13 protein-coding genes are annotated in these 13,869 nt (G+C 57.5%); 7 read left to right on the top strand and 6 right to left on the bottom strand.

Features of this window, described 5'->3' with window-relative positions; all coding sequences use genetic code 11:
* Positions 1-177: 177 nt before the first annotated feature.
* From queA to BEN48_RS18555, 4 genes are all read left to right on the top strand, one after another.
* Positions 178-1,227 (top strand): tRNA preQ1(34) S-adenosylmethionine ribosyltransferase-isomerase QueA, encoded by a 1,050-nt coding sequence (gene queA, locus BEN48_RS02910; RefSeq protein WP_070732774.1) that lies wholly within the window; start codon positions 178-180, stop codon positions 1,225-1,227.
* Positions 1,228-1,373: 146 nt separating this feature from the next.
* Positions 1,374-2,096, top strand: coding sequence for a 2-C-methyl-D-erythritol 4-phosphate cytidylyltransferase (locus tag BEN48_RS02905; RefSeq protein ID WP_070732772.1), 723 nt, complete (start codon positions 1,374-1,376; stop codon positions 2,094-2,096).
* A 78-nt stretch (positions 2,097-2,174) separates the two neighbouring features.
* Positions 2,175-2,960 carry an enoyl-CoA hydratase-related protein gene (locus BEN48_RS02900; RefSeq protein ID WP_070732770.1) on the top strand — a complete coding sequence of 262 codons (786 nt, stop codon included), beginning with the start codon at positions 2,175-2,177 and terminating at the stop codon, positions 2,958-2,960.
* Positions 2,961-3,333: 373 nt separating this feature from the next.
* The gene (locus BEN48_RS18555; protein ID WP_125932446.1) at positions 3,334-4,335 is read left to right on the top strand and encodes a hypothetical protein; all 1,002 of its coding nucleotides are present in this window, start codon (positions 3,334-3,336) and stop codon (positions 4,333-4,335) included.
* 264 nt (positions 4,336-4,599) lie between these two features.
* Here the strand turns inward: BEN48_RS18555 and BEN48_RS19920 are convergent, their stop codons facing one another.
* The 3 genes from BEN48_RS19920 to BEN48_RS18550 all read right to left on the bottom strand — a co-directional run bounded on the left by BEN48_RS19920 (position 4,600) and on the right by BEN48_RS18550 (position 5,901).
* Positions 4,600-4,728, bottom strand: coding sequence for a hypothetical protein (locus BEN48_RS19920; RefSeq protein WP_262490072.1), 129 nt, complete (start codon positions 4,726-4,728; stop codon positions 4,600-4,602).
* A 325-nt stretch (positions 4,729-5,053) separates the two neighbouring features.
* Positions 5,054-5,548, bottom strand: coding sequence for a hypothetical protein (locus BEN48_RS02895; RefSeq protein ID WP_070732769.1), 495 nt, complete (start codon positions 5,546-5,548; stop codon positions 5,054-5,056).
* Positions 5,527-5,901, bottom strand: a complete 375-nt coding sequence (locus BEN48_RS18550; RefSeq protein WP_125932445.1) for a hypothetical protein — start codon at positions 5,899-5,901, stop codon at positions 5,527-5,529. Before BEN48_RS18550 ends, BEN48_RS02895 begins: the two co-directional genes overlap by 22 nt.
* 195 nt (positions 5,902-6,096) lie before the next feature.
* Between BEN48_RS18550 and BEN48_RS02885 the strand changes: the two genes are divergently transcribed.
* Entirely contained in the window at positions 6,097-6,705 is a 609-nt protein-coding gene (locus tag BEN48_RS02885) for a DUF4142 domain-containing protein (protein ID WP_083320701.1), read from the top strand.
* Between the two features lie 337 nt (positions 6,706-7,042).
* Entirely contained in the window at positions 7,043-7,675 is a 633-nt protein-coding gene (locus BEN48_RS02880) for a DUF4142 domain-containing protein (RefSeq protein ID WP_083320700.1), read from the top strand.
* A gap of 88 nt (positions 7,676-7,763) precedes the next feature.
* Here the strand turns inward: BEN48_RS02880 and BEN48_RS02875 are convergent, their stop codons facing one another.
* Complete coding sequence (locus BEN48_RS02875) at positions 7,764-8,171, bottom strand: hypothetical protein (RefSeq protein WP_070732764.1); 408 nt, start codon at positions 8,169-8,171, stop codon at positions 7,764-7,766.
* Positions 8,172-8,311: 140 nt separating this feature from the next.
* Positions 8,312-11,365 carry an excinuclease ABC subunit UvrA gene (uvrA, locus tag BEN48_RS02870; protein ID WP_241502150.1) on the bottom strand — a complete coding sequence of 1,018 codons (3,054 nt, stop codon included), beginning with the start codon at positions 11,363-11,365 and terminating at the stop codon, positions 8,312-8,314.
* 258 nt (positions 11,366-11,623) lie between these two features.
* On the opposite strand from uvrA, the gene BEN48_RS02865 reads away from it, so the two are divergent.
* The gene (locus BEN48_RS02865) at positions 11,624-12,295 is read left to right on the top strand and encodes a hypothetical protein (protein ID WP_070732762.1); all 672 of its coding nucleotides are present in this window, start codon (positions 11,624-11,626) and stop codon (positions 12,293-12,295) included.
* A 65-nt stretch (positions 12,296-12,360) separates the two neighbouring features.
* Here BEN48_RS02865 and asnS read toward each other — a convergent pair whose 3' ends face one another.
* Positions 12,361-13,755, bottom strand: a complete 1,395-nt coding sequence (gene asnS / locus BEN48_RS02860) for an asparagine--tRNA ligase (RefSeq protein ID WP_070732759.1) — start codon at positions 13,753-13,755, stop codon at positions 12,361-12,363.
* Positions 13,756-13,869: the final 114 nt, after the last annotated feature.

The raw sequence follows: 13,869 nt of genomic DNA, 5'->3' as shown, positions 1-13,869 counted from the left end.
TTGCGGCTAAAGGTGACGCAGGCGTGGTGAGCTTGCCCGTGGGCTGGTTGGCTTACAGGCATTTCGCTACGTGGCCAGCCCGATGCCGTGCGGTATTCAAAATGAGGATATCAAATAAAAGCCGTACTTTTGCCTCCCCAAATTTCCGTATCTTCCCCCCAATACTGCCCTATGGCGATGAAATTGCACGAGTTCAAGTTCGAACTCCCCGAAGAATTGGTGGCGCTGCATCCGGCCCGCAACCGCGACGAAAGTCGCCTGATGGTGGTGCACCGCGCCACTGGCCAGATTGAGCACCGCGCTTTCAAAGACATTCTGGATTACTTCGTTGAGGGCGACGTGTTTGCGTTCAACGACACCAAGGTTTTTCCGGCCCGTCTCTACGGCAACAAGGAAAAGACCGGCGCCAAGATTGAAGTGTTCCTGTTGCGCGAACTGAACAAGGAGCTGCGCCTTTGGGACGTGCTCGTGGACCCGGCCCGCAAAATCCGGGTGGGCAACAAGCTGTATTTCGGCGAGTCCGACATGGTGGCCGAGGTAATCGACAACACCACCTCGCGTGGCCGGACCATCAAGTTCCTGTTTGATGGCACCGACGAGGAGTTCCGCAAGGCCCTCTACGAGCTGGGCGAAACCCCCATTCCCAAGGAAGTTATCAACCGCGAAACCGAGCCCGCCGACAAAGAGCGGTACCAGACCATCTACGCCGAGAACATTGGCGCAGTGGCCGCTCCTTCGGCTGGCCTGCACTTCACCCGCGAGGTGATGAAGCGCATGGAAATCAAAGGCATCGAGCCGGCGTTCGTGACGTTGCACGTGGGCCTGGGCACGTTCCGCACGGTGGATGTGGAAGACCTGACCAAGCACAAGATGGACTCCGAGAACTTCGTGGTGACGGCTCCGGCCTGCGATGTGGTGAACAAGGCCCTGGACACCAAGCGCCGGGTGTGCGCCGTAGGCACCACCACCGTGCGCGCCATGGAGGCATCGGTGTCGGCCAATGCCCGCATGAAGCCCACCCAGGGCTGGATTGACCGGTTCATCTTCCCGCCCCACGACTTCAAAATCGCCAACGCGCTGCTCACCAACTTTCACATGCCGGAGAGCACGCTCATCATGCTGGCCGCTGCCTTTGCCGGCTACCCCCTGTTGATGGAGGCCTACAAAGAAGCCATCAAGGAGAAGTACCGCTTCTTCAGCTACGGCGATGCCATGCTGATTCTGTAAGCAGGAACTTGGGGACTCGGGGGACTGGGAACTTGGTTCTCTTATCCGCCGCGTTTCCTTCACTGTTGATTTTTACGCCGGAATTCCTCCCCAGGAATTCCGGCGTTCTTTTTTGATAGAACTGCTTTAAGCTGAACTTCGCGCCGATGAAAAATCCCGTTCCTTCAAACCAGGCCCCCAGGCTCCCAAGTCCCCAAGCTCCCCGCTACGCCATTCTGGTGGCGGGCGGCAGCGGCAGCCGCATGGCCGCCGACCGGCCCAAGCAGTTCCTGCTGCTGCGCGGCGAGCCGGTACTGCTGCACACGCTGCGCCGCTTTGCGGAGGCGGCGCTCGCGGTTGAGAAAATAGTGGTGGTGCTACCCGCCAACCAGCTCAATACCTGGGAGCAGCTGTGCCAGCAGTACCAGGTGAGCATTGCGCACACGCTGGTGGCCGGCGGAGCTACACGCTGGGCCTCGGTAAAAGCCGGCCTGGCTGCCTTAAAAGAGCACCCCGAAGGCCTGGTGGCCGTGCACGATGGCGTGCGGCCGCTGGTGTCGCGCCTGGTGGTGGAGCGCACCTACGCGGCCGCCGCTACCCACGCCGCCGCCGCCGCTGCCGTAATGCCGAAGGACTCGGTGCGGCTGCTGTCGCAACACGGCTCGGCGGCCCAGAACCGCAGCCGCCTGCGCCTGATGCAAACCCCGCAAACCTTTGAAATCGACCTGCTGCGCCGGGCCTATGCCATGCCCGAGCTCGCGTCTTTCACCGACGACGCGACAGTAGTGGAAGACCTGTGCCGCGTGCAGCTGGTGGAGGGCGACTACCGCAACCTGAAAATCACTACTCCCGAGGATTTGGTGGTGGCAGAAGCGCTGCTGGGCCTGTAGTACATGATATGGATGTAAAGAACGACAGGCTCGGCATGACGTTCTTTGCGGTCATTCACCCATTCGCTCATTTACCCAATGGAATACACCAGCCTGCTCTACGACGTGCGCCCCGACGGCGTGGCCACCATTACCCTGAACCGTCCCGACGTATTCAACGCCTTCAACGACCCGCTAAGCTATGAGCTGCAGGATGCGCTGAAGCAGGTAGCGCGCGACGCGGCCGTACGGGCCGTGGTGCTCACCGGAGCGGGCCGGGCCTTCTGCTCGGGCCAGGACCTGAAAGCCGCTCAGGGCGCCGAAAAACGCTCGTTCTACGACTCGCTGCACAAGCGCTACAACCCCATTATCCGGGCCATGCGGGCGTTGCCCAAGCCCATTATTGGCCGGATTAACGGGGTAGCGGCGGGGGCGGGCTGTTCCCTGGCGCTAGCCTGCGATGCGCTGGTAGCCAGCACCGATGCCTCGCTGATTGAGGTGTTCATCAACATCGGACTGGTGCCGGACTCGGGCTCGTCGTGGTTTTTGCCGCGGCTGGTGGGCACCCTCAAGGCTTTTGAGTTGTGCAGCCTGGGCACCAAAGTACCGGCCGAAGAGGCGCTGCGCCTGGGCCTGGTGAACCAGGTGGTGGCCCCCGACCAACTGGACGAGGCCACCTACGCCCTGGCCACGCGCTACGCCTCCGCGCCTACCAAATCCATCGGCCTCATCAAGCAGATGCTGAACAAGGCCGGCGCCGCCACCCTCGACGAGATGCTGGACTATGAAGCGCATTGCCAACAGATTGCTGGCGAATCAGAGGACTATTTTGAAGGGGTGAAGGCGTTTAGCGAGAAGCGCAAGCCGATGTTCAAAGGCGTTTAGGCCTTCTTTTCTTCTATTGTTTTGATGTATAGGCAGTAGCCTACCGGTAGCACCCCTGTTGCATAGGGCTGCCGCCGGTAGGCTACTTACCTTTTTAGGTAATTGAATATGCATTTTGACACTTTTTATGGCTTTACTAAGTAAAATAAATTTATAATTATAAATGTTTTATTAATATTTTCATTTAATAAAACATTATTTTGCGGCTTTAAAACATTTAATTGGCTGACTATTAATAATATAAAGATTATATTGTACTTAAATTTGTCAATTTTTATATAAACTTTCTAATTATATATTGTATGAATAAAATATAGTTTGCAAATTTATACAACTCAAACGAATAACATTCACATTTTAAGCCCACCATACCATGAACCAGTTTCATAAACTCATCTCAGCCGGCGCTTTGGCTACGGCACTGTTCATCACCGGCTGCGATAAGCAGAAAATGGAAGTTGAACCATCAATCGCGATGCTAAGCCAAGACGCCCAGCCAGCAGGATCTTACAGTGTGACTTTTACAGGGACAACCTACTCAATTTCAAGTCAGTCGACTACTTTCACTTACGTAGTAGCACCTGCTAACGGCGCAACATTTGATATCAGCCACTTCAATATGACGCTACCTTGTCTGAATGCAGATGGCACCTATAAGTACACAGCATCTGACGTATTCAACGTGACCGTCGTATCTGGAGGCAATACTTTTACTGGTTTGACTGTTACAAACACCGAGGGTGGTGGAAACGGCACTTGTGACCTATCAGGAGTTCCCAATTTTTTCAAGATTGACAACTTCTCAGGTGCTCGTAACAGCACTGACTCTTACACAATTAGCTTCTCATTACCTGGCCATGTTGGTACAAGCACTGGAACAGCATGGGTAAAGTATTCTACTATATGCCAACCTGTAAGCGTAACAGTACCAGGGTGTGAAATTGTGGAAATCACCTCTTCGTGCTCTTTTTCACAGGGCTTCTATTTTGCAAAACCGCTTGATAATAACGGGAAAGTGGAATGGCCGATGACAAGCGTTACTGTAGGTGGTACTACAGTAACTCAATCTGAAGGGGCTCTTCTGTGGGATAGGTACAAAGGCAAAGCAGGTAATGTCTACGCAAGGGCTTTTTTCCAAGCTGCTAGCATTCAATTGAGTTTTGCTTCTAATAACTATACTGGCCCAGGCCAGTACGACCCGAATGATGCAACTAAGGGGTCAGTTAGTGCTGATGTCGCACTTATCAATGAACTTTTATCATCAATCAACCTAAAATCAACGACTGCGATAACTGCCCTCCCACTAATTGACCAGTTGGCTCTACAAGCAGCAGCGGGCCGCATCGGAGCATGGATTGGTGCTAACCCTTGCTAATATGCTTATCTCTTTATAAGGAGATTAAAAAAAGCCCTGAACTCGTAGTTCAGGGCTTTTTTGCGTACTAACGCTTTTGGTGCAAGCATGTATTCTATAACTGCTTGTATTGTCTAGTAAGGTCTTGTAACAAGCCGCTAGGATATTTCACCAAATTATATGCTAATTTATAAATTACCATTTTTATTATTTAAACGACTTAGCATATAAGCCATTTTTTATTCAAAAAGCTAAGCATTTCGGGTGGTTATTCTTGTATGCTTATTACTGCATAATAATCGTGCGGCTGTTTACCATCACTGTCACTTTGCTAATCCACGTGCAGTTATAGGCGCTGCTGGGGTGGTAGTTAAGCAGCAGGTTTTTGCCATTGGTGTTGACAATTCTTACCATAGTTTCTACAAAATACTTGAAACAGTCGCCGCGCCCGGCCGGCGCCTGCTCTGCGCACGCCACCGAGGTTCTGACTGGCAGCAAGGTAATCTCTTGCATTTTTGTCATGCACCAACGCACCCCGGCTGCGTCATGAGCAAGCAGAACTGTCGCAAAACACCGCCACAGCTAAGGTGCGAGCACCGTGTTAGGCAGGTAGCCATGGCACCCCTAATAGCCAACAGGTGTGGATGCACACACAACGAAATAGACCCTCTGCATACACCATAAAAAGCGCCTGCTGAAATCAGCAGGCGCTTTTTTGTAAACTTAGGAGCCTCGGAAATTACCGCAGCGTAATCGTGCGCGTGCGGCCGTTCACGGTTACGCTGGCAATGCGGTCGCAGTCGTGGGTGCCGCTGGGGTCGTAATTCAGCAGCAGGGTTTTGCCATTGGTGTTGCTGATGGTGAGGGTGCCCTGCACTAAGTACTTGAAGCAGTCGCCGCGCTTGATAAGGGGCGATTGGATGGTGGTGGTGTAGGTCATCCCGCGGCGGTTGGTGCCGTTGGCGCCGCCGGTCACGGTATACACATCATCAGAATGCACAAGAGGCGTGTTGAAGCCGGCGGTGCGGGTGAACGTCCAGTTGGCCGTCCAGGAATGGGTGCCGCCGTTGTTGGCCCGGATGATGCTGGCGCTATCCACCACAACGTTGAACGAGCCCAAACCGAGGTCGGTGAAGGTGCGCGTGGCCTTGTGCTGGTTGTGGTTCACGAAGTAGTTTTTGCGGCGAACAACCGACCCGGCGATGCGGCGGTTCACGTCCGTGGTGAAGCGCACGATAACCTGGCCGCTGCGGAAACGGCCGTCGGGGCAGGCGCAGCCCGTGCCGAAATCAATAACCAGCGTGCGGGTGCTGGCCGTGTAGGTACGGGTGGCGCAGGGGCAAATTTGGCACGAAACTCGGCATCGGTAGAGTTGAACCCGGCCGCGGCGTTGTCCACGTTTACCGGGGCAGAGGCCTCCGCGGCATCCGAGCTGACAGCCGTTTCGATGTTGGCTTCGCTGCGGTCTTCGGCCGAAGTGATGTCCTCATCGGGCATGGCATCGAAGTCGCGCTTGCAACCGGTGGCAAGCAACAGGCCGCTGGCAAGGCAGGCAAAAGCCAAGGAACGGAGGGACGTGGTGCGCATGATGGAGGAGTAAATGAGTTAGGTTGAGGTGTGAGAACTGGGCAGGTGAACTGCGTTGGCGGCGGTTGGAATGCGCGGCCCCGGTCAGGTTTAACACCTGGGTTAAAAAAGTTCGGCTGCTGCCGAAATAACCTGACCGCGAAGCAGGCGTATGAAACCAAATCCATCCTGACCCGCTCATTTTTCCTTCGCCCTATGCGTTTATTTTCGTCGTTCTCCTGGCCTACGTGGCGCTTACTAGTGTTCGTGGCGGCTGGGCTGCCGGGGCTGGCCGCATGCTCATCGGGCGGCAGCACCGACGCTGGGGATTCGGCCACGGCCGAAAACGAGCAGAAAATCGGCGCGGAGGACGTAACGGCCAAGCAGGAGGCTGACGCCGAATTCCTGGTGAAAATCACCAGCAACGCCCTGCTGGAGGTGGAACTGGGCAAGCTGGCACAAGCGCGGGCCACTACGCCCGTGGTGCGCGCCTACGGCACCCGGCTCGTGCAGCAGCGCCTGGAACTGCTGAGCGCCGTACGGGCGCTGGCAGCAGCCAAAAACCTGGTGGTTCCTTCGGCGCTGGGCGGCGATGAGCAGGCGGCTTACCACGAAGTGAGCACCAAAGCCGGCAGCCAGCTTGACAAGGACGTGATAGACTTGCTCCTAAAAGCGCAGAAGCAGGACGAAGATGCCTTGGACGACATGAAAGAGGATGCCTACGATGGCGACATTCGCGGCTTTGCGGCCAAGTTCCACACGCCTGTGCAGCAAGAGCTGGCCGGCGCCGAGGAAGTAGCCGACACCATCGAAGACCTGCCGTAGAAAGAGCCCGCTGGCGCTGCGCTATTATTGCATTTTACCTGCTTGTTGAAGCTGGTCGAATTAGGCGCCTCAGTTAAGAATCAGCCTGCTCCTGAATTTCGCATACCAAAACCTGTTGCTGCTACAGCGCAGGTTTTTTTTGTGTGCCTACGGCTCTGCTTTGCTCATTCGCACGGTTCACCTTATCTAAATTTCTTCATTAAAGCACCTGTTTTTACGCAACACAACTGCCTGATTTTTCCGTACAACGCATCATTTCCGCAGCCTTGGAGCCTGTCCGTCCGGGCTGTGGCAGTAGCATTTACCCTGCAATCCTATTCACAAACCCCTTTCAAATATGAAACGCGTTTTTCTTCCTTTGCTGGTTACGGGCCTGCTTGCCTTGTCCTCCTGCGGCGACGCCAATAAATCTGCCGCTGTTGAAGGCGACAACACCATGACCGGCTCGGAAATGGGCAGCGACTCCATGACGACGGCCATGCCCGAGGGCGCGGGTGACGCCATGGGCATGGGCGACCCCAATGGCCCCACTGGTCCTCACAAAAACGATAATGAATTTATGATGACGGCCGCCCACAGCGACCAGAACGAAATTCAGCAGAGCAAAATGGCGCTGGCCAAGGGTGTAACCGGACCAGCCAAAGAAATGGCCGACAAAATGATTGCCGACCATACCAAATCGACGGCCGACCTGAAGGCCATCGCGGCTAAGAAAGGCGTGACTCTACCCACCGACATGGATGCCGAGCACAAGGCCATGGTCCCCAGCATGGAGAAGCTCTCGGGCAAAGCTTTTGAACAGAGGTACATGGCCCAAATGGTGACGGACCACCAAAAAACAGCCAATACCATGCGTGCTCACGAGAAAATGACGCAGGATGCCGACCTCAAGGCTTTCATTGCCAAAACGGTACCAGTGGTGGAGCAGCACCTGAACATGGCCAAAATGGACTCCAACATGAAGATGTAGGCCAGCGCCCGCATTTGCCGCCTGCAGGCCCACTTGCTTTGCGCAGGTGGGCTTTTTGCGTTTTAATCTAGCTACCGGGGTTCAGAAGCTAGCGAACCGGAGCCGCAGCCCAGTGCAGCTGGCGCGAGTCGCAGCTCAGGCCGGCAATGTCCATGCGAAACGTGCCTGCGGCGGCAGATTTGCCTGCAAAGTCGCCCTGCAGTTCGAAGCGCCAGTTGCTGCCGGTGGGCGGGTCAAGGGCCACGCCGCTCACTTTGCCGTTCACGATGGGGAATAGGCCCCTGGGGCCCGTCACCTGGCGTTCCAGCCGGCCGCTGCACCGCCAATAGCCGTCAAACGCCAGGTCAGACAGCATTTTGCCATCGGGCGAAACCACAAAGCTGATTTTATCGCCCTTCATGCCGTTGCTGATGGTGCCCGTCCAGCGGGTGCTTTTGGGTGGGGCCGTGGCAATGGCCACCGCGAGCAGACCAGAGAAGAGAATCGACTTTATCATTCGCAGAAAAAGTAAAGGGGAGTGGCTAATCTACCGTTATTCTTCAGCTCTGCCAATAAAAACACCGCCGAAGACTCCCAGACAGCGGGGTCTTCAGCGGTATTGATTCAAAATCAGCTATTTGCTATTTCAATATTTTATCAGGCTTTTTCCAACTTGGCCTCTGCGTATTTGCTCACCTTCAGTTCCTCGGCCAGGAAGCGGGCGGTGTGGCCTTTGTCGGACTTGGCTACCTGCTCGGGGGTGCCCTGGGCCACTATCATGCCGCCGCCCGCGCCGCCTTCGGGGCCGATGTCGATGACGTGGTCGGCTACCTTAATCAGGTCGAGGTTGTGCTCGATGATGAGGACGGTATTGCCCTTGTCGGCCAGCTTCTGGAGCACGTCGGCAAGGTGGTTGATGTCCTCGAAGTGCAGGCCGGTGGTGGGCTCGTCGAGGATGTAGAAGGTCTTGCCGGTGTCCTTTTTGCTGAGCTCGGTGGCGAGCTTCACGCGCTGGGCTTCGCCGCCGGAGAGCGTGGTGGCCTGCTGGCCGAGGGTGAGGTAGCCCAGGCCCACGTCGTTCAGCGTCTTGATTTTGCGTAGGATGCGGGGCTGGTATTCGAAAAACTCCACGGCCTTCTCCACGGTCATGTCGAGGATGTCGGTGATGGACTTGCCTTTGAAGCGTACTTCCAGCGTTTCGCGGTTGTAACGGCGGCCTTTGCAGGTTTCGCAGGGCACGTGCACGTCGGGCAGGAAGTTCATCTCGATGGTGCGGATGCCGGCGCCCTCGCAGGTTTCGCAGCGCCCGCCCTTCACGTTGAAGGAGAAGCGGCCGGGGCCGTAGCCGCGAATCTTAGCTTCCGCCATCTCGCCAAACAGCTGGCGAATTTCGGTGAACACGCCCGTGTAAGTGGCCGGGTTGGAGCGCGGCGTGCGGCCAATTGGCGACTGGTCTACTTCAATCACCTTGTCTACCAAATCCAGTCCTTCAATGCTGCCATAGGCCAGCGGCTCGCGCTTGGCGTTGAAGAAATGGTGGTTGAGAATGGGGTACAGCGTGTCGTGGATGAGCGTGCTTTTGCCCGAGCCCGATACGCCGGTCACGGCCACCAGCTTGCCCAAGGGCACTTTTAGCGTCACGTTTTTGAGGTTGTTGCCTTTGGCGCCCTTCAGCACCAGCTCCGCGCCTTCGCCCTTGCGCTTCTTCTTGCGCATTTCGATGTGCTTCTGCCCGCTGAGGTACTGCGAGGTGAGCGAGCCGGAGTTCAGAATCTCCTGCGGCGTGCCCGAGGCCACAATCTGGCCGCCGTGAATGCCCGCGCCGGGGCCAATGTCCAGCACGTGGTCGGCGTGCAGAATCATGTCCTTGTCGTGCTCCACCACAATGACGGAGTTGCCAATGTCGCGCAGGTGCTGCAGGGCCTTAATCAGCCGCTCGTTGTCGCGCTGGTGCAGGCCAATGCTGGGCTCGTCCATGATGTAGAGCACGCCCACGAGCTGGGTGCCAATCTGGGTGGCGAGGCGAATGCGCTGGCTTTCGCCGCCGCTCAAGGTGCGCACCGGGCGGTGCAGGTTCAGGTAGTCGAGGCCCACTTCCAGCAGGAAGCCAATGCGCTTGCGGATTTCCTTCAGCAGCTCGCGGGCGATGACGTTCTGGCGGTCGGTCAGGCGGCTTTCCAGGCCCTCAAACCAAGCGGCCAGGTCGTTCAGGTCCATTACCGAGAGTTCGCCGATGTTCTTGCCGTCCATCTTGAAGTGCAGGCTCTCCTTTTTGAGGCGGTAGCCACTGCACTCGGGGCAGGTCTGGGCCTGCGCGTACTGCGCAATCCACTCGCGGATGTTGTCCGATTCGGAGTCCATCTGCCGGCGCAGGAAGGGGATAATGCCCTCGAATGCCTCCGTGTACTGGGTTTTGCTGTCGTCAGCCTCGTCCTCCGTAATGCCGTGGAGCAGGCGCTTGAGCACGTCCTCGGGCAGCTTTTCGAGCGGCGTGTTCAGGGTAGCTTTCTGCTTTTTGAGGATGAGCTGCAACTGCTGGAAAATCCAGATGTCGCGGTACTCGCCCAATGGTGCGATGCCGCCCCGGCTGATGCTCAGCTTGCGGTCGGGCATCACGCTTTCTTCCGTTATCTCCTGCACCTCGCCCAAGCCGTTGCAGGTGGGGCAGGCGCCGTAGGGCGAGTTGAACGAGAACGTGTTGGGCGCCGGGTCGTCGTAGGCAATGCCGGTGGTGGGGTCCATGAGGAAGCGCGAAAAGAACTGCGGCTTGCCTTTTTCGCCCTTGGCGTCGGGGTCGAGCACCAGCATGGTGCCCTTGCCGTGCGTGAGGGCGTTCTGCACCGAGCCGCTGAGGCGGAACCGGTCCTCTTCCTTCACCACCAGCCGGTCAATCACGATTTCGATGTCGTGAATCTTGTAGCGGTCTACCTGCATCTTGGGCGTGATGTCGAGGATTTCGCCATCTACCCGCACTTTGGTGAAGCCCAGCTTGGCAATTTTCTGGAAATCTTCGCGGTAGTGGCCCTTGCGGCCCTTCACCACGGGTGCCAGCACCACCAGCTTTTTGCCATCGAAATAGCGCAGGATGTAGTTGATAATCTGGTCGTCGCTCTGCCGAATCATCTTCTTGCCCGTGGCGTAGCTGAAGGCCTCGGCCGTGCGGGCGTAGAGCAGGCGCAGGAAGTCGTAAATCTCGGTGATGGTGCCCACCGTGGAGCGCGGGTTGCGCGAGGTGGTTTTCTGCTCGATACTGATAACCGGCGACAGGCCCTCAATCTTGTCCACGTCGGGCCGCTCCAGTCCGCCCATGAAGCTGCGGGCGTAGGCCGAAAACGTCTCCATGTAGCGCCGCTGCCCTTCGGCATAGATGGTATCGAAGGCCAGACTACTCTTGCCCGAACCCGAAATGCCCGTGAACACCACCAGCCGGTTGCGCGGAATCTTCACGCTCACGTTTTTCAGGTTGTGCTCGCGGGCGCCGTACACCTCAATAAACGGGGCTTCGAGATGCTGGGTGGCGGGGCTGTGGCCGTTGAGCTGGCCGTGCGTGTGGGCCGTGGTGGGGCCGGCAGCGGGCAGCTCGGTCATATCGCGCACGGTGGCAGCGGTTTCAGCGGCTTGGGTGGCGGCCTTTTTGGCGGGTGCTTTGGGGGCCGCTGCTTTGGCTTTGGGGGCTGGGGCAACCGGGGTAGCAGTGGATTTTTTGGCCATTCAGAAACGCAGCGAATAAGTGCGCAAAGGTACGAAAAAGGGAGCCCAAAGGCTAATAGGAAAAGAATACCGCGCCTCTGCAACGGTCAATTGCGGCCGGCCCGTTGGTGCACAACAGGAATGCACCGCGGTTTGTGCCCACGCAAGTAGATACTCCGCCCGAACCCTGATTCCTACGCCCGCGTACCAGCCCACAGCTTACTGGCACTGTCCTTGCCAGAGGAGCAGCATTACCTCTGACTTTTAACCCAAACCCTCATGAAAAACCTCCTCATTGCCCTGCGCTTTGCTTTCATAGCAGTAGTAGCGCTGGCCGTGGCTCCGGCCGCGCACGCCCAGGTCAACGTCAACGTGGCCCCACCAAGTTGGGGCCCGGCCGTGGCTTCGGGCCAGCAGTACTACTACATTCCCGAAACCAACGGCTTCTACGACGTGCCGGCCCGCCAGTACGTAGTGCGGCGCGACGGCCGCTGGATTCGTACCAGCAATCTCTCTGGCTATGATACCCGCAACTTTCACCCTGTTGTGGTAGACTACGTTGGCGACCAGCCCTGGTCCCGCTACGATGAGTACCGCACGCGCTTTCCCCGCGGCGGCAATCCCAGCAACGGTGCCCTGCCGCCTGGCCAAGCCAAAAAGCAGGGCTACCGCAGCAACCCCAGCAACGGCGGATTACCTCCCGGACAAGCCAAAAAGCAGTACCGCGGCCGTAATGACGACCGCAACCGAGACTATGACCGCGACCGGGATTATGGCCGTAACCGCAACGGCGATGTCCTGCCTGGCGTGCGCACTCCCCGTGTGCGGCTCCCCAATGACCGCCGCGACGATGACCGTCGATACGAGCAGCGAGACAAGCACGACGACCACGGCAAGTACAAAGACCATGACAAGGGCAAAGGCAAAGGCAAAGGCAAGGGTAAGAAGTAGCCCGGCCCGCACCCAACAGATGCAAAAAAAAGGCGACCCCGTGTGGGGCCGCCTTTTTTTGTGGGCTAAAACGCCGCGTTCTTGGGATAGCGCGGGAAGGGAATCACGTCGCGGATGTTGCTCATGCCCGTCACGAACAGCACCAGGCGCTCGAAGCCCAGGCCAAAACCGGCGTGCGGCGCGGTGCCGAAGCGCCGGGTGTCGAGGTACCAGTCCAGCTCGTCGGTGGGCACGTGCATTTCGGCCATGCGGGTGGTGAGCTTGGTGTAGTCCTCCTCGCGCTGCGAGCCGCCGATGATTTCGCCGATGCCAGGAAACAGCACGTCCATGGCGCGCACGGTGCGGCCGTCTTCGTCCAGCTTCATGTAGAAGGCCTTGATTTCCTTGGGGTAATTGGTAAGGATAACCGGCTTCTTGAAGTGTTTCTCCACCAGGTACCGCTCGTGCTCGCTCTGCAGGTCGGTGCCCCAGTCCACGGGGAATTCAAATTTCTGCTTGGCTGCTTTCAGAATTTCCACGGCCTCGGTGTAGGTAAGGCGTTGGAAAGCGTTATCCACTACGAAGTGCAGGCGGCCCAGCAGCTCCTTGTCGTACTGCTCGTTGAGAAAGGCCAGGTCGTCGGCGCAGTGCTCCAGGGCGTACTTCACCAGGCTTTGGAGAAAATCCTCGGCCAGGTCCATGTTTTCCTCAAGCTCGTTAAAGGCCACTTCGGGCTCAACCATCCAGAACTCGGCCAGGTGGCGGGCCGTGTTGGAGTTTTCGGCCCGGAATGTGGGGCCGAAGGTGTAGACGCTGCCCAGCGCCAGGGCGGTTAGCTCGCCTTCGAGCTGGCCCGACACGGTGAGGTTGGTTTGCTTGCCAAAGAAGTCTTCTGAGTAGTCCACCGAGCCGTCGGCGGTGCGGGGCGGGTGCTCGGGCGGCAGCGTAGTCACGCGGAACATCTGGCCCGCGCCCTCGGCATCGGAACCGGTGATGATGGGCGTGTGGACGTAGAAAAAGCCGTTTTTGTTGAAATAGTCGTGAATGGCAAAGGCCAGCGCGTGGCGCACGCGCAGCACCGCCCCAAACGTGTTGGTGCGGGGACGCAGGTGGGCAATTTCGCGCAGGTGCTCCAGCGAGGTGGCCTTCTTTTGCAGCGGGTACGCCTCGGGGTCCGACTTGCCCAGCACGGTAACTTCAGCAGCCTGAATTTCTACGGTCTGGCCCTTGCCCTGCGAGGCCACCAGCTTGCCCCGAATGGCTACGCAGCAGCCCGTGGTGACATCTTTCAGGTCTTCCTCGGGAAATTTTTCGGCATCGGCCACCACCTGAATATTGTGGAGAATGGAGCCGTCGTTCACGGCAATAAACTGCACGTATTTGTTGCCGCGGCGGGTGCGAACCCAACCTTTGACGAGGACTTCGCGGTCGAGCTCCTGGCTGGCCAGAAGTGCTTTGACGGTGGACCGTTTGAGGGACATAACTTGCGGGGAAGCGGGTGAATCAGCAAAGGTAGGAACGTAGTCTCCTTCACACGCTCATCAGCAGTTTTTAAGAGTAAGCCGCCGCTCCCAGCTCAGCCATCTGGCTTATTT

Origin of the sequence: Hymenobacter glacialis, from assembly GCF_001816165.1 — a bacterium.
In the GTDB taxonomy this organism is placed as follows: Bacteria; Bacteroidota; Bacteroidia; order Cytophagales; family Hymenobacteraceae; genus Hymenobacter; species Hymenobacter glacialis.
The sequence above is the reverse complement of the archived record's forward strand: the minus strand, read 5'-3'. Positions and strand labels throughout refer to the sequence as shown.